Consider the following 16159-nt stretch of genomic DNA (forward strand, 5'->3'; position numbering starts at 1 on the left):
GATGAGGGTATTTTATATCCCTTAACCTCTTAGGGTAATCCCGCGCAGCGATGGATTAATATATTGATGAATAATTCTAACTTTGAGTTCCTGAAGGGCGTCAACGACTTCACTTATGCCATCGCCTGTGCGGCGGAAAATAACTACCCGGATGATCCCAACACAACGCTGATTAAAATGCGTATGTTTGGCGAAGCAACAGCCAAGCACCTCGGCCTGTTGCTGGACATCTCGCCCTGCGAGACTCAAAGCGATCTCCTGCGCGAACTCGGCAAAATCGCCTTCGTTGATGACTCCATCCTCTCTGTATTCCACAAATTACGCCGCATTGGTAACCAGGCGGTGCACGAATATCATAACGATCTCGACGATGCCCAGATGTGCCTGCGGCTAGGCTTCCGCCTGGCTGTCTGGTACTACCGTCTGGTCACCAAAGATTATGACTTCCCGGTGCCGGTGTTTGTGTTGCCGGAACGTGGTGAAAACCTCTATCACCAGGAAGTGCTGACGCTAAAACAACAGCTTGAACAGCAGGCGCGAGAAAAAGCGCAGACTCAGGCGGAAGTCGAAACACAGCAGCAGAAGCTGGTTGCTCTGAACGGCTATATCGCCATTCTGGAAGGCAAACAGCAGGAAACCGAAGCGCAAACCCAGGCCCGCCTTGCGGCGCTGGAAGCACAGCTCGCCGAGAAGAACGCGGAACTGGCCAAACAGACCGAACAGGAACGTAAGGCTTACCACAAAGAAATTACCGATCAGGCCATTAAGCGCACGCTTAACCTTAGCGAAGAAGAGAGCCGCTTCCTGATCGACGCCCAACTGCGTAAAGCGGGCTGGCAGGCCGACAGCAAAACCCTGCGCTTCTCCAAAGGCGCACGCCCTGAACCCGGCGTCAATAAAGCCATTGCCGAATGGCCGACCGGGAAAGATGAAACGGGTAATCAGGGCTTTGCGGATTATGTGTTGTTTGTCGGCCTCAAACCCATCGCGGTGGTAGAAGCGAAACGTAAAAATATCGACGTTCCCGGCAAGCTCAATGAGTCGTATCGCTACAGTAAATGCTTCGATAATGGCTTCCTGCGGGAAACCTTGCTTGAGCACTACTCACCGGATCAAGTGCATGAAGCGGTGCCGGAGTATGAAATCAGCTGGCAGGACACCAGCGGCAAACAACGGTTTAAAATCCCCTTCTGCTACTCGACCAACGGGCGCGAATACCGCGCAGCGATGAAGACCAAAAGCGGCATCTGGTATCGTGACGTGCGTGATACCCGCAATATGTCGAAAGCCTTACCCGAGTGGCATCGCCCGGAAGAGCTGCTGGAAATGCTCGGCAGTGAACCGCAAAAAAAGAATCAATGGTTTGCCGATAACCCTGGCATGAGCGAGCTGGGCCTGCGTTATTATCAGGAAGATGCCGTCCGCGCGGTTGAAAAGGCAATCGTCAAGGGGCAACAAGAGATCCTGCTGGCGATGGCAACCGGTACCGGTAAAACCCGCACCGCAATTGCCATGATGTTCCGCCTGATCCAGTCCCAGCGTTTTAAACGCATTCTCTTCCTTGTCGACCGCCGCTCTCTTGGCGAACAGGCACTGGGCGCGTTTGAAGATACGCGTATTAACGGCGACACCTTCAACAGCATTTTCGACATTAAAGGGCTGACGGATAAATTCCCGGAAGACAGCACCAAAATTCACGTTGCCACCGTACAGTCGCTGGTGAAACGCACCCTGCAATCAGATGAACCGATGCCGGTGGCCCGTTACGACTGTATCGTCGTCGATGAAGCACATCGCGGCTATATTCTCGATAAAGAGCAGACCGAAGGCGAACTGCAGTTCCGCAGCCAGCTGGATTACGTTTCTGCCTACCGTCGCATTCTCGATCACTTCGATGCGGTAAAAATCGCCCTCACCGCCACCCCGGCGCTGCATACGGTGCAGATTTTCGGCGAGCCGATTTACCGTTATACCTACCGGACCGCGGTTATCGACGGTTTTCTGATCGACCAGGATCCGCCGATTCAGATCACCACCCGCAACGCCCAAGAAGGGGTTTACCTCTCCAAAGGCGAGCAGGTAGAGCGCATCAGCCCGCAGGGGGAAGTGATCAACGACACCCTGGAAGACGATCAGGATTTTGAAGTCGCCGACTTTAACCGTGGCCTGGTGATCCCGGCGTTTAACCGCGCCGTCTGTAACGAACTCACCAACTACCTTGACCCGACCGGTTCACAAAAAACGCTGGTCTTCTGCGTCACCAATGCCCATGCCGATATGGTGGTGGAAGAGTTGCGTACCGCGTTCAAGAAAAAGTATCCGCAACTGGAGCACGACGCGATAATCAAGATCACCGGTGATGCCGATAAAGACGCACGCAAAGTGCAGACCATGATCACCCGTTTCAATAAAGAGCGGCTGCCCAATATCGTGGTAACCGTCGACCTGCTGACAACCGGCGTCGATATTCCGTCGATCTGTAATATCGTGTTCCTGCGTAAAGTACGCAGCCGTATTCTGTACGAGCAGATGAAAGGCCGCGCCACGCGCTTGTGCCCGGACGTGAATAAAACCAGCTTTAAGATTTTCGACTGTGTCGATATCTACAGCACGCTGGAGAGCGTCGACACCATGCGTCCGGTGGTGGTGCGCCCGAAGGTGGAACTGCAAACGCTGGTCAACGAAATTACCGATTCAGAAACCTATAAAATTACCGAAGCGGATGGCCGCAGTTTTGCCGAGCACAGCCATGAACAACTGGTGGCGAAGCTCCAGCGCATCATCGGCCTGGCCACGTTTAACCGTGACCGCAGCGAAACGATAGATAAACAGGTGCGTCGTCTGGATGAGCTATGCCAGGACGCGGCGGGGGTGAACTTTAACGGCTTCGCCTCGCGCCTACGGGAAAAAGGGCCGCACTGGAGCGCCGAAGTCTTTAATAAACTGCCTGGCTTTATTGCCCGTCTGGAAAAGCTGAAAACCGACATCAACAACCTGAATGATGCGCCGATCTTCCTCGATATCGACGATGAAGTGGTGAGCGTAAAATCGCTGTACGGTGATTACGACACGCCGCAGGATTTCCTCGAAGCCTTTGACTCGCTGGTGCAACGTTCCCCGAACTCACAACCGGCATTGCAGGCGGTGATCAATCGCCCGCGCGATCTCACCCGTAAAGGGCTGGTCGAGCTACAGGAGTGGTTTGACCGCCAGCACTTTGAGGAATCTTCCCTGCGCAAAGCGTGGAAAGAGACGCGCAATGAAGATATCGCCGCCCGGCTGATTGGACATATTCGCCGCGCTGCGGTAGGCGATGCGCTGAAACCGTTTGAGGAACGTGTCGATCACGCGCTGACACGCATCAAGGGCGAAAACGACTGGAGCAGCGAGCAATTAAGCTGGCTCGATCGTTTGGCGCAGGCGCTGAAAGAGAAAGTGGTGCTCGACGACGATGTCTTCAAAACCGGCAACTTCCACCGTCGCGGCGGGAAGACGATGCTGCAAAGAACCTTTGACGATAATCTCGATACCCTGCTGGGCAAATTCAGCGATTACATCTGGGACGAGCTCGCCTGACACGGTATCATTCCCGGCAATTTCTTCTTCTGCGGCCCGATAAATTTGGGCCGCTGCTTAATTTACGGAACTCCCAATGAACAATAACGATCTGGTCGCGAAGCTGTGGAAGCTCTGCGATAACCTGCGCGATGGCGGCGTTTCCTATCAAAACTACGTCAATGAACTCGCCTCGCTGCTGTTTTTGAAAATGTGTAAAGAGACCGGACAGGAAGCGGACTACCTGCCGGAAGGCTACCGCTGGGATGACCTGAAATCCCGCATCGGCCAGGAGCAGTTGCAGTTCTACCGTAACCTGCTGGTACATCTGGGCGCCGACAATCAAAAGCTGGTGCAGGCGGTGTTCCAGAACGTCAACACCACCATTACCCAGCCAAAACAGTTGACCGAACTGGTCACAAATATGGATTCGCTGGACTGGTACAACGGTGCGCATGGTAAGTCGCGCGATGACTTCGGCGATATGTACGAAGGGCTGTTGCAGAAAAACGCGAACGAAACCAAGTCTGGCGCGGGCCAATACTTCACCCCGCGTCCGCTGATTAAAACCATTATTCATCTGCTGAAACCGCAGCCGCGTGAAGTGGTACAGGACCCGGCAGCAGGTACAGCGGGCTTTTTGATTGAAGCCGACCGCTACGTTAAGTCGCAGACCAATGATCTGGACGACCTTGATGGCGACACGCAGGATTTCCAGATCCACCGCGCCTTTATCGGCCTCGAACTGGTGCCCGGCACCCGTCGTCTGGCGCTGATGAACTGCCTGCTGCACGATATTGAAGGCAACCTCGACCACGGCGGCGCAATCCGTCTGGGCAACACCCTGGGTAGCGACGGTGAAAACCTGCCAAAGGCGCATATTGTCGCCACTAACCCGCCGTTTGGCAGCGCCGCAGGCACCAACATTACCCGCACCTTTGTCCACCCGACCAGCAACAAACAGTTGTGCTTTATGCAGCATATTATCGAAACGCTGCACCCCGGCGGTCGTGCGGCGGTGGTGGTGCCGGATAACGTGCTGTTTGAAGGTGGCAAAGGCACCGACATTCGTCGTGACCTGATGGATAAGTGTCATCTGCACACCATTCTGCGTCTGCCGACCGGTATTTTTTACGCTCAGGGCGTGAAGACCAACGTGCTGTTCTTTACCAAAGGGACGGTGGCGAACCCGAATCAGGATAAGAACTGCACCGATGACGTGTGGGTGTATGACCTGCGTACCAATATGCCGAGCTTTGGTAAACGCACGCCGTTTACCGACGAGCATTTGCAGCCGTTTGAGCGCGTGTATGGCGAAGACCCGCACGGTTTAAGCCCGCGTAGCGAAGGTGACTGGGAATTCGACGCGGAAAAAAGTGAAATTGCTGACAGCGAAGAGAACAAAAACACCGATCAGCATCTGGCCACCAGCCGCTGGCGCAAGTTCAGCCGCGAGTGGATCCGCACCGCGAAATCTGATTCTCTGGATATCTCCTGGCTGAAAGATAAAGACAGTATTGATGCCGACAGTCTGCCAGAGCCGGATGTATTAGCGGCAGAAGCGATGGGCGAACTGGTACAGGCGCTGTCTGAACTGGATGCACTGATGCGTGAACTGGGAGCGAGCGATGAGGCGGATGCGCAGCGTCAGTTGCTGGAAGAAGCGTTTGGTGGGGTGAAGGAATGAGTGCGGAGAAATTGCCGGAGGGGTGGGTTAAAACTCAATTAGAAAATATCGTGGATATTTTAGACTCAATGCGTGTCCCGGTTAATAATTCAGAGAGACAATCACGCATTGAAGGAAAAAAAGAAAATGAACTTTATCCCTATTTCGGCGCTACCGGTGAAGTCGGTAAAATTGATGATTATATTTTTGATGAAGAACTTGTTGCATTAGGTGAAGATGGTGTTCCTTTTTTTGATGGGCACAAAAATAAGGCTTACATGCTATATGGTAAAACGTGGGTGAATAATCATGCTCATGTAATAAGAGCTATCTCTGGACTAAGCCATAACAAGTATTTATGCCATTATCTTAACCAATTCGATTATCATGATTACGTAAACGGCGGGACCAGGCTTAAACTTACACAAGCGAATATGCGAAAACTACCTGTTAGTTTAGCGCCAATTGCCGAGCAAAAAGTCATCGTTGAAAAACTCGATACGCTGCTGGCGCAGGTAGACAGCACCAAAGCACGTCTTGAGCAACTCCCACAAATCCTGAAACGTTTTCGTCAGGCGGTATTGGCTGCGGCTGTAAGTGGGAAATTTACAAATACTCCCCCAATTAATTATGTCAATATTAGTCAAATAGCCCAAGTGATTGGTGGTCTTACAAAAAACTCGAAACGTAATAATTTTGAGTTTAAAGTCCCATATTTGCGTGTGGCAAATGTCTATGAAAATGAATTGAGATTAGAAGATATTTCCGAAATTGGAGTTCAACAAAAAGAACTGAATCGTGTATCATTAGAGTATGAAGATTTATTAATAGTTGAAGGCAATGGTAGTCTTGATCAAATTGGTCGAGCCGCACTATGGCGTGATGAAATTAAAGAGTGCGTACATCAAAACCATTTAATAAAAGTTAGGGCAAATAGAGAAAAAATTTCTCCAAGGTTTCTTCTTTTCTATTTAATGTCTGCGCAAGGTAAGGCAGAAATTATTAATCGCGCCACATCTGGAGCAGGACTCTATACACTAAGTATTTCTAAAATTTCATCAATAATGGTACCTTTATACTCACTCTCTGAACAACACGAAATCGTTCGCCGCGTCGAGCAGCTCTTCGCCTACGCCGACGCCATAGAAAAGCAGGTCAACAACGCCTTAGCCCGCGTCAACAACCTGACGCAATCCATTCTGGCAAAAGCGTTCCGTGGTGAACTCACCGCCCAATGGCGGGCCGAAAATCCGGATTTAATCAGCGGAGAAAACAGCGCCGCCGCGTTGCTGGAGAAAATCAAAGCTGAACGCGCAGCCAGCGGGGGTAAAAAAGCCTCACGTAAAAAATCCTGAACATTATTTTCTGGCGCACCTTTTCGGTGCGCTTTTATTATTTCACGCAAATCATAACTCCCGCAAATATATTTAAATCCTTCCAGAAACTGCCCATTTTATTCTATTTTTAGCTGGACTTTCCCCATATTTACTGATGATATATCCAGGTATTTAGCGCGGTGCGGGTGTGCGCCAACACACCCGCATCGCTCATCACAATCACTATTTATGGAGAATAGTAACCATGATTGACACGCATTCTATTGCACAACCGTTCGAACCAGAAGTCTCTCCGGCAAATAACCGTCATGTCACCGTCGGTTATGCGAGCCGCTACCCGGATCACACACATATTCCGGCGCTCACTCTGAAAGGTCAGTGGCTGGAAGCCGCCGGTTTTGCCACCAGCACGCCCGTTGATGTCAAAGTGATGGATGGCTGCATCGTCCTCACCGCTCAATCGCCCGCCCCCGAAGAGAGCGAACTGATGCAGTCGCTGCGCAAGGTGTGCAAGCTGTCGGCACGAAAACAAAAGCAGGTGCAGGAATTTATTGGGGTGATTGCGGGCGTCAGAAAATAAGAAACATACATAATGGCAGGTACAAACCTGTCATTATAGCATTCAATACCACTACAAGGATTTTAGGCATGTTTAATCAAATAAAAGAATACATTCCACTAAAATTTGATAGTTATATATTTTATCTTACTATTGGTTTTTTTTGCGCAGCATTAATGGAAATTAACGAGTCACTCCCATACTATTTACAACTAGATATATTTTACTCTACTGAAATAAGTTTTTTATCAATCCAGCCAGTTTCTTTTATTTTATTTATAGAATATGCACTTGTTACAACCTTGGTTTTTTCTAAACAGGCTAAAGTTAATGAACCTGTAAATAAAGCACTATCTGATTTACACTTAAAAATTGAACAACTATGCTCTCCAGCTTTTTTCGTAATGACTGGAACCTCATTGTTTTGCTTTGTAACTTGGTGCACGCTTTTTCATTTTGGAAGGGGTGAATACTATAAGACTTATGCAATTAATTTTTCATTTCTTGCTTTAGTATTTTTACTACTAATTAGCATTTCAACTATTTTTCTTAAAACCCCTAGTTTTATCAAAGCAAGACCTAAACACAAGCCGTGGATTATGATATTTTTTATATCCTTCGTCATTTCACCTTTTATAAACAACGACGAGGAAATTGTTAGTCTAAAAATAAAAAAAGAAAAATATCATGAGATAGAATCAAATACCCAGATGAAACCGGAAAAGTATATCGAAAACATGATAGATAAGATTAAATTTTGATAATCGAGGTTGTAATACTCAAGCTCCCCTCCCAATGGGAAGGGAGCAATCAATTATTTCTTCACCACCACCAGCTTCTGGTTCACAAACTCTTTAATCCCCAGATCCGACAGCTCGCGCCCGAACCCGGAGCGCTTCACGCCGCCAAACGGCAGTTCTGCGGCGGTGTCGGTCAGCCAGTTGATATAGACCATCCCGGTTTCAATCCGCGAGGCCATGCGTTTGGCGCGTTCAATATCCTGAGTGAATACCGCGCCGCCGAGGCCGTAGTGGGAGTCATTGGCAAGTTTCACCGCCGCGTCGTCATCCTTCACCACATAAATCTGCGCCACCGGACCGAAGAACTCTTCGAAATAGGCCGGGTTGTCGCGGGTGATGTGGGTCAGAATCGTCGGCTCGAAGAAGTTGCCTTTGCTCTCCAGCGGCTTGCCGCCAAAGTGCAGCTTCGCGCCGTTTTTCACCGCGTTATCAACCTGTTTGGTCAGCGTCTCCAGTGCGTCTTTTGACGACAGTGGGCCAAGCTGGGTTGAGGCATCCATCTGATCGCCGACCTTCACTTTGCTGAACGCGTCGGTGAATGCGCTAAGGAATTTGTCGGCGATTTTCTCATGCAGAATAAAGCGTTTTGCTGCGGTGCAGACCTGCCCGGCATTGTTGAGCCGCGCCTGTACGCCAATTTTCACCGCTTTGTTGAGGTCGGCGTCGTCCAGCACCACGAACACATCGTTCCCGCCCAGTTCGAGGGTCGATTTTTTGATGTGCTTCGCGGCCTGCGCGGCGACCACGCTACCCGCTTTTTCAGAACCGGTGAGCGCCGCGCCCTGAACGCGCGGATCGGCGATGATGTTCGCCACCTGATCGGAGGAAATAAACAGATTGGTCCATGCGCCGTCCGGCGCGCCCGCTTCACGCACCAGATGCGCAAAGGTCTCTGCACAGTGCGGCACGATACTCGCATGTTTTGCCAGCACCGGGTTACCGGCGGCCAGGTTTGGAGCCAGTACGCGCATTAACTGGTAGTACGGGAAGTTCCACGGCTCAACCGCCATGATCACGCCAATCGGATGGTGCTCGACCCATGCGTCGCCAAACTCGGTTTTATACGGAACGGGGGCAAGGAACTGCTTCGCGTTGTCCGCATAATAGCGGGCGATCTGCGCGCACAGTTTTACTTCGCCACGGCTCTGTTCGATAAGCTTGCCCATCTCCTGACTGGCGATTTTGGCCAGTTCCTCGACGCGACTGTCGATAAGATCGGCCAGCTTATGCAAAACGGGCAGACGCTGACTGATGTCACCCTTCGCCCACTCAGAGTGATAAAGCGCATCGGCTTTTTGCAGCGCGGCCTCAATATCCTTGTCGCTGTGTGGGGTGTACTCTTTAATCAGTTGGTTATTAGCAGGATTTACTGTCTGATAGGCCATATCTCGCTCCTGGTTAAGTGATGAAAGCAGTCAAAAATGCCATTCAAAGTATTAAGGGTAGTTGAGATATCTGGGTCAGGAGGAGAAACGGAGTGTTCTGAGGAAATAGGGCGTGATTTTAAGAAAAAAGAAGGATGCCGAACAGAGATTCCCCCCATTCGGCATAATCGTAATTAGTGTGCGGCGGCCTGCAAATCTTCTGCTGACAAGCCGGTGATTTTCATCACCGCGTGGCGATCAAACCCATTCGCCAGCATAGACCGGGCAATTCTTAACGCTTCATCGCGACGTCCCTCTTGTCGACCTTCCTGGCGGCCTATCTGTAAACCCTCAACTTTTCCCTCTTCATGTAACTTCTCAGCAAGCGTCATCAGCTCCTCCTTATGCTTTGGCGAGCGTTCCGCCATTTCGCGAAAAAACGCGCTGGCGCGAGCCGCTCCGCCGTACTGGAAAATATAGTTAAACAGCGTTTTCACCTGAGTGTCGCTAGTGTATCCCAATGCCAAAAGTGCAACCAGTTGCTCCACCAGCACAGTGAGATCCCGCTGGCGAATATGCTTCTGGATAAGCTCCAGTAGCGCAATACGGCGGTGCTGCATAATCTTGTCATCGTCGGTAACGGTGATATCAACCAGCGGGAAATCAGTGGTATAGAGCGCTTTCGCCACATCGGGATGGGGGAAGAGATCGAGCCAGCACATGGGGTACGGATACGGACTTTTTTCGCCATGATAAAAGAGCATCGGCACTACCAGCGGTAGCGTTTTATGCCCCGCTTCAAGGTGCCGCTGTATCGCGGAAACCGTGTAACGCAATAAGCGAAATGCCATCAATTCATCAGGGGAACTTTGATGTTCGATGACGACATAAATGTATCCCTGCCCATCCTGGGTTTGTACTGACCACAGCACATCGGAGTAGCACTTATGTAAATCCTCTTCGATGAAGCTTTCGGATTCCAGTTTGAGCGTATTCAGGTCGCACAGATTGCGCAACGGCGCGGGCAGATGAATGTCGAGGAAGTCCCGCGCTGTATCAGGCTGATGAAGAAACTGTTTGAACACCGCATCATGCGGCGTCGTACTGCTATTTTTTGCCATGGCTGTCCCTTGCCTGTTGTGAAAGTGTCGGGACTCTAACGCAGGTCTGAAGCGGCTTCACCTGGCAATGTCAGTCTCTACGTAACACCTCGCAAAAAGTTTTTCATCGCCTGCAACGAGGACATTTACCCGGAAGGCGTCTCGTAAATTCACAAGCCACTTCAGCCGCTAACATGACGTTCTTGCCGTCAGGCTATATGCTTACCTCTATGGAAAAACAGACTGAACTCAAACGCGCCAAGCTGCTGGCGCTGTCGCTGCTGCTGATTGCCGCAGCCATTTTTATCACAACGCTGATGCTGCCGCCTTCGCCGTGGGTCAGCGCGTTAAAGGCTATCTCCGAAGCGGCGATGGTCGGCGCGCTGGCAGACTGGTTTGCGGTGGTGGCGCTGTTTCGTCGCGTGCCGCTGCCGTTTATTTCGCAGCATACGGCGATTATCCCGCGTAATAAGGACAGAATCGGCGACAACCTCGGGCAGTTCGTGCAGGAAAAATTCCTCGACACGCCATCGCTGGTGGCCCTTATCCGCCGTCATGAACCGGCATTGCTCATCGGCAACTGGTTCAGCCAACCGGAGAACGCCGCGCGGGTGGGGCAAAACCTGGTGAAGGTGATGAGCGGTTTTATCGAGCTCACCGATGATTCACGGGTACAGGGGCTGCTGAAACGCGCGGTGCATAAGGCGATTGATAAGGTCGATCTTACCCAAACCAGCGCGGTGATCCTTGAGAGCATGACCAAAGATAATCGCCATCAGAAGCTGCTTGATTCTCTGGTGGCGCAGTTGATTGCGCTGCTGCGTAAGGAGAGCACGCGCGATGTGATAGCACAGATAATCGTACACTGGATGGAGCAGGAGCATCCGATCAAAGCGCGGATCCTGCCAACAGAGTGGCTGGGCGATCAGGGGGCAGATCTGGTTGCCGATGCGGTGGACTCGGTGCTCGACGATATTACCGAGAATCGCCATCATCAGATCCGCCAGGCGTTTGATCGGGTGATTTTCCGCTTTATTGAGAACCTGAAAACGTCACCGGAAATGGAAGCCAAAGCGGAGAACATTAAAAGCTATCTGAAAAACGATGAGGCGTTTAACCGCTATCTGGGGCAGATTTGGGCCGATTATCGTCAGTGGATTAAGGACGATATGACCTCTGACGATTCACGGGTGAAAACGCGGATCGCCGAAGCGGGGCAATGGTTTGGCGAGACGTTAATTCACGACGCCGCACTTCGCGAGTCGCTCAACAACCATCTGGAACAGGCGGCGATGCGCGTGGCACCGGAGTTCTCCGCGTTCCTCACCCGCCATATTAGCGACACGGTAAAGAGCTGGGATGCGCGCGATATGTCACGGCAGATCGAGCTCAACATCGGGAAAGATCTGCAATTTATTCGTATCAACGGGACGCTGGTCGGTGGGACGATCGGGCTGGTATTGTGGCTGTTGTCGCAGATACCTGCGCTTATTTAGGCGGCGATGTCGGATGCGGCTAGCGCCTAATCCGACCTACAGATTGCCTCCGTGTAGGCCGGATAAGGCGCAGTCGCATCCGGCAAAATCAGGCACAATTAGGCCAGCCACTCCCCCTGCTGTAACTCCAGCAACAGCAGCATCATCAGCGCCTGCGCGTACGGCACCGGGGCCATTGCAATATCACAGTAATATTGCAGATCCGGCCCCACCATCGTTCCTTTCGAGGCTTCCAGCACAATCCCGCGTTCATCAATGCGATCGCGCAACGCGTCCCATGCCCGCAGCGCCGAATCGGCAACGTCAGCGTCCAGAATCCCCATCCGCACGCCGCGTAACATGCCGTAGGCGATCCCCGCTGTGGCGGACGATTCTTGCGGCGAGAGCGGATCGTCCACCAGCGTGTGCCACATGCCGTTTTCAGCCTGCATCTGGCACAGGGTTTTCACCTGCCGCGCCACGACCTGCGAAAGATAACGCTTCACGCTGGCGTCCAGGCTGTCGCCGAGCAGAGCGATAAATTCCGGGATCGCCACGGTGATCCACGCATTCCCCCGCGCCCAGAACGCGCCCGAGAAGTGATGCTGACCGACGAACGTCCAGCCGTGATACCACAGTCCGCTGGCCGGTTCGCTGAGATAGCGGGTATGCAGCAGAAACTGATACGACGCTTCGTCGATCAAGTCTTTTCGTTTAAGAACCACACCCGCCGAGCCGAGGAACAGGCAGGTCATAAACAGGGTGTCATCCCACAGATGCCCGGTGTTTGGCTGCTCTTTGACGACGTGCTGAAAACCGCCCTCTTCCGTTTTTGGCAGCGTTTGCAGCAGCGAATCTGCCCAGTCGTTGACGACCTTCAACAGCTCCTCGCGGCGCGTGTGCCCAGCCACCAGCGAGAGCGCAATCATCGGCGCGGTAGTGTTGATTTGTACCGTGGGCAGCCCTTTCGCCAGTTGTCCTTCATACCAGGCGAGAATCGACTGCTGCAACCCGGCATCCTTCTGCGATAACGCATACTGCCAGAAGCCGTAAAGGCCAACGCCCACCTCCCATTCCCACTCTTCAAAGTGGATGGCAAACCCGTCGCCACTGCTCACTTCGCCAATATTTTTCAGGCGACAGAAGCCCTGCACGACCTGTTCCAGAATTTGATGTAATTCAGCGTGGCGCATCATGCAGCTCCTGCGTGTGAGGACGTTAGAGAAAGATCGCTGGTGAGCAGACGCTGCGCGCGAGCGCGAAGCCCGGCGTCGTCCGCCAGTTGCGACAGTGCGCGCAGGCTGGGATAAGCGCCATCCTGCGGGGCGACGTTTACCGACCAGTACGCCAGGCGCTGCGCGGCGATCGCCTGCTGTTCGCGCCCGAGTCGGCCAGAAGCGGTGAAGCGTTCATCGCGGAACATCTGCCCGGCGAGATACTGCGCGGTGTGAAAGCTTAAGGCGTTGTTTGCACTGGTAAACCACATGACGTCGTTACCCAGTTCGTCAAACCAGTAGCGATAACCTAATATCGCTGAGCGCACACGACGCCACAGCACCGGCGCAAAAATGTCACCGTGATAGTCATGCCAGACCCACAACAGCGAAATAAGCGCGGAACTTGAGCCCTCTTCCCTGGCGCTGACCCGCTGTAACAGGTGTACCAGCAGCGCTTGCGCCTGCTCGCCTGCGTTCCCCTGCCTGAGCATTGCCAGCAATGCGTCGCCTTCGTCTTCGGTCGGTTCGGCGGTAGCGCGTTGGTACAACGGGAGCGCGTCATCCTGTTCATCAAGGCGCGCGTCGATCGGCTTCTTGCCCTGATAAATCATGCGCAGCACAAACTGCGTTTCACGCTCGCAAAGTTCTTCAAGATGAATAAGCAGCGAGTTCTCGCCTTGCTTGAGTGGCAAGTTAACCTGGCAAATTTGCAGCCTGTTGCGGGTAAAAGGCGTAAAGCGGGCGGATTCTGCGCCGTTAACCCAAATACGCACACCGCCGCACGTCGCCAGTTGAAATGCGTACTCACCTGATTGATCGGCATGAAGGTTGACGTACAGCCAGCGCTGGCTGTGTGTGGCGACCGGTTTAAACAGCGAGAAGTGAACCGTTCCGCTTTCGTCCGCCTGTACGGTATAGCTGGCAGGCAACGCGCGGGTAAGCGGCACGGCGCGCTGGGCGGTGGTCTCGCAAAATACGCGACGGCAGAATGAGGTCTGTTCCGGCACGGCATCCTCCATCACCACATACCCTGTTGACGCATCAAGGGTTTCCCCCGTGTAAAATTCAGCAAATCGCTCATTAAGCGGCGCTGAAACTGCAAAACGCATGACTGCGTCACCCGCTGCCAGCCTCATGTTCTCTCCTCACTCACTACGCTTGTGTTAGCGCCGTATCATCAGGATTCAGGGCCGTTGGAGCTATGTGAGTGAACGCGAGGTTTTATGGATCTGCCCGGAGATTCACAATCCCGCGATGAGCAGGGAAAGCAATGAGACTTTCATCACATTTTGCTGTTTGCCGTAGGGGGCGAAAACGGCGTGGATCGCATTTATTCCGCGATCCGTCGCTTTTCGATGTGATTTAAATCACGCTTTTAGCTGAGTCAGCTGATGATGCAGGCTGTCTGCCAGTGCCCGCACGCGAGATGCGTCAAAGATAACGTGCATGCCTGGCGATGCGTCGGGATGCTTCGCGCAAAAGGTGTCCATTTCAACGGCGCAGCGGTAAAGCTCCTGAATATTCACCTGGCAAATCTCGCGCATGCTCCAGTTATTCTCCACCACCGTGGCGTAATGCAGGGTGAAAAAGGCCTTTTGCGCATGCATAAACAGCTGGCAATAGAGGGCAAAACCCTGCCACTCCTCCTGCCAGCGGCGAGCCAGTGCGTGTGGGAACGCCGCGCGCTGCGCAAACGCAATCGCCTCGGTTTGCAGCGTTTGCGCCTCCTGCCAGGCTTCATCTTTTTCTTTGGCAATCAACGACAAATTACGCCCGGCGGTCGCGACATCATGGGGGGTGAAGGCAATATCCCGCTCAGAGCCCGGCAGCCAGTGGTTGCGGTTGAGCTGGCCGTAAAGGCTCCAGACGCCCTGACCGTAGCTTTCCGGCACCTGGCTGTGGCGATGGAAAACGTGGTCGCGTACATAAATGGCGTGATAGAGAACCTGCCCGGCTTGCTCTAACAGCGTTTGAAATTCAGTGAACGTCTCGTCATCTGGACGCCAACCGTAAGATTCATCCAGCCAATGCATCATCAGCGAGGTGCGGGTCACGGCCTTTTCCGGGTGCGCCAGCAACTGACTACAGGCGACGAGGTTGCACTCACTCAACGTGCCCATAATCCAGTGGTTATCCACGCCTTCCCAGCTGGCTTTGCACACCGCGCCGCGAATCGCCGGATTCCCCCGACACCACAACAAACGCCCCTGCAACTCGTCGATGCGCGGAAACGGGAAAATCCCCCAACCCACTTCTTCACCGACCAGATCGAGATCGACCCACACGTCGCGGTTTTGTACCGATTGCAGCGCCGGGTTATTGGGAAAGTTGGGCCAGAAACGTTCCGGGGTGATTTTAATCGAGACAGAAACGGCTTCCGGTAACGTGCTGATGGCTTCCAGAACGTTGCTGATATCGTGGTTGCCCGCCGGGAACGCACGCAGCACCAGATGCTTATCTTCGCGCATCACCGCCCGCGCCATTGCGCTGAAGCACTGGCTATAAAGCGATAAACTGCGCGGATCGATATGCGGGGAAGGATCGTCGTGCCCGGTCAGTTCCCAGTTAGGGCGCGAAATTGGCAGCAAGCCATCGGTGTTAGAGAGCGCCACCAGCAGGCCGCTGATGTGCGGAATGCGCTGGCACAGCAGCGTCATTTTGTCTGCCAGATAGCGACACCAGAACTCCGCGTCGAAATGCACACCACCTTTTTTATTCAGCAGTTCAGGGTGCGCCGCCAACAGGTCAACGGGGAAGCTAAGCTCTTTAGCCTGCAGATAAAATTTCAGGCCATGCTGCTGGCAGAAACCGGCAAGGCGGTTGAGGTAAACACAGCGGGCGCGCTGATGGCTGGAAAGGCCATCGTTGTATTGATGCGGCGTGTAGCCTTTTGGCGAGACCAGCTTATCGAACAAATTAGCCTGGCCGACAATCACCGTATTGAAGTGGTGATTGATGGCCCACTTCACTAATTCACAGGCTTTATCCCAGTTCCAGAACTCCTGATTATTGAGTTCCAGCGCGCGCGTTTGCCACATCGTCCTTCTCCATCCATTACGGGGGGAGCTATTCTAAGCACAAACGCG

Annotated in this window: 11 protein-coding genes; 6 read left to right on the top strand and 5 right to left on the bottom strand. The window is 52.8% G+C overall.

Annotated elements, in window-relative coordinates; genetic code table 11:
- Nucleotides 1-66: 66 nt before the first annotated feature.
- From hsdR to ACOXYR_RS18545, 5 genes are all read left to right on the top strand, one after another.
- Nucleotides 67-3576 carry a type I restriction-modification system endonuclease gene (hsdR, locus tag ACOXYR_RS18525; RefSeq protein ID WP_421355627.1) on the top strand — a complete coding sequence of 1170 codons (3510 nt, stop codon included), beginning with the start codon at nucleotides 67-69 and terminating at the stop codon, nucleotides 3574-3576.
- A 76-nt stretch (nucleotides 3577-3652) separates the two neighbouring features.
- The gene (gene hsdM / locus ACOXYR_RS18530) at nucleotides 3653-5242 is read left to right on the top strand and encodes a type I restriction-modification system methyltransferase (protein ID WP_421355628.1); all 1590 of its coding nucleotides are present in this window, start codon (nucleotides 3653-3655) and stop codon (nucleotides 5240-5242) included.
- Nucleotides 5239-6576 carry a restriction endonuclease subunit S gene (locus ACOXYR_RS18535; protein ID WP_421355629.1) on the top strand — a complete coding sequence of 446 codons (1338 nt, stop codon included), beginning with the start codon at nucleotides 5239-5241 and terminating at the stop codon, nucleotides 6574-6576. The genes hsdM and ACOXYR_RS18535 overlap by 4 nt, the downstream gene beginning before the upstream one ends.
- 226 nt (nucleotides 6577-6802) lie before the next feature.
- Nucleotides 6803-7138, top strand: coding sequence for an endoribonuclease SymE (gene symE / locus ACOXYR_RS18540; RefSeq protein WP_421355630.1), 336 nt, complete (start codon nucleotides 6803-6805; stop codon nucleotides 7136-7138).
- Between the two features lie 68 nt (nucleotides 7139-7206).
- Nucleotides 7207-7878, top strand: a complete 672-nt coding sequence (locus ACOXYR_RS18545) for a hypothetical protein (RefSeq protein ID WP_421355631.1) — start codon at nucleotides 7207-7209, stop codon at nucleotides 7876-7878.
- A gap of 53 nt (nucleotides 7879-7931) precedes the next feature.
- Here ACOXYR_RS18545 and ACOXYR_RS18550 read toward each other — a convergent pair whose 3' ends face one another.
- Nucleotides 7932-9302 carry an NAD-dependent succinate-semialdehyde dehydrogenase gene (locus ACOXYR_RS18550; RefSeq protein ID WP_421355632.1) on the bottom strand — a complete coding sequence of 457 codons (1371 nt, stop codon included), beginning with the start codon at nucleotides 9300-9302 and terminating at the stop codon, nucleotides 7932-7934.
- 173 nt (nucleotides 9303-9475) lie between these two features.
- Entirely contained in the window at nucleotides 9476-10402 is a 927-nt protein-coding gene (locus ACOXYR_RS18555) for an Rpn family recombination-promoting nuclease/putative transposase (protein ID WP_421355633.1), read from the bottom strand.
- Nucleotides 10403-10599: 197 nt separating this feature from the next.
- Here ACOXYR_RS18555 and ACOXYR_RS18560 point away from each other — a divergent pair, with 197 nt between their 5' ends.
- The gene (locus tag ACOXYR_RS18560) at nucleotides 10600-11877 is read left to right on the top strand and encodes a DUF445 domain-containing protein (protein WP_421355703.1); all 1278 of its coding nucleotides are present in this window, start codon (nucleotides 10600-10602) and stop codon (nucleotides 11875-11877) included.
- A 98-nt stretch (nucleotides 11878-11975) separates the two neighbouring features.
- Here the strand turns inward: ACOXYR_RS18560 and bglB are convergent, their stop codons facing one another.
- The 3 genes from bglB to ACOXYR_RS18575 form a co-directional block, all read right to left on the bottom strand.
- Nucleotides 11976-13049 (bottom strand): beta-galactosidase BglB, encoded by a 1074-nt coding sequence (bglB, locus tag ACOXYR_RS18565; RefSeq protein WP_421355704.1) that lies wholly within the window; start codon nucleotides 13047-13049, stop codon nucleotides 11976-11978.
- Complete coding sequence (locus tag ACOXYR_RS18570; protein ID WP_421355634.1) at nucleotides 13049-14209, bottom strand: hypothetical protein; 1161 nt, start codon at nucleotides 14207-14209, stop codon at nucleotides 13049-13051. The genes bglB and ACOXYR_RS18570 overlap by 1 nt, the downstream gene beginning before the upstream one ends.
- 231 nt (nucleotides 14210-14440) lie before the next feature.
- On the bottom strand, nucleotides 14441-16111 hold the full coding sequence (locus ACOXYR_RS18575; RefSeq protein ID WP_421355635.1) for a hypothetical protein: 1671 nt from the start codon (nucleotides 16109-16111) through the stop codon (nucleotides 14441-14443).
- Nucleotides 16112-16159 lie beyond the last annotated feature (48 nt).

This window comes from Pseudocitrobacter faecalis, from assembly GCF_965231525.1.
Taxonomy (GTDB): domain Bacteria; phylum Pseudomonadota; class Gammaproteobacteria; order Enterobacterales; family Enterobacteriaceae; genus Pseudocitrobacter; species Pseudocitrobacter faecalis.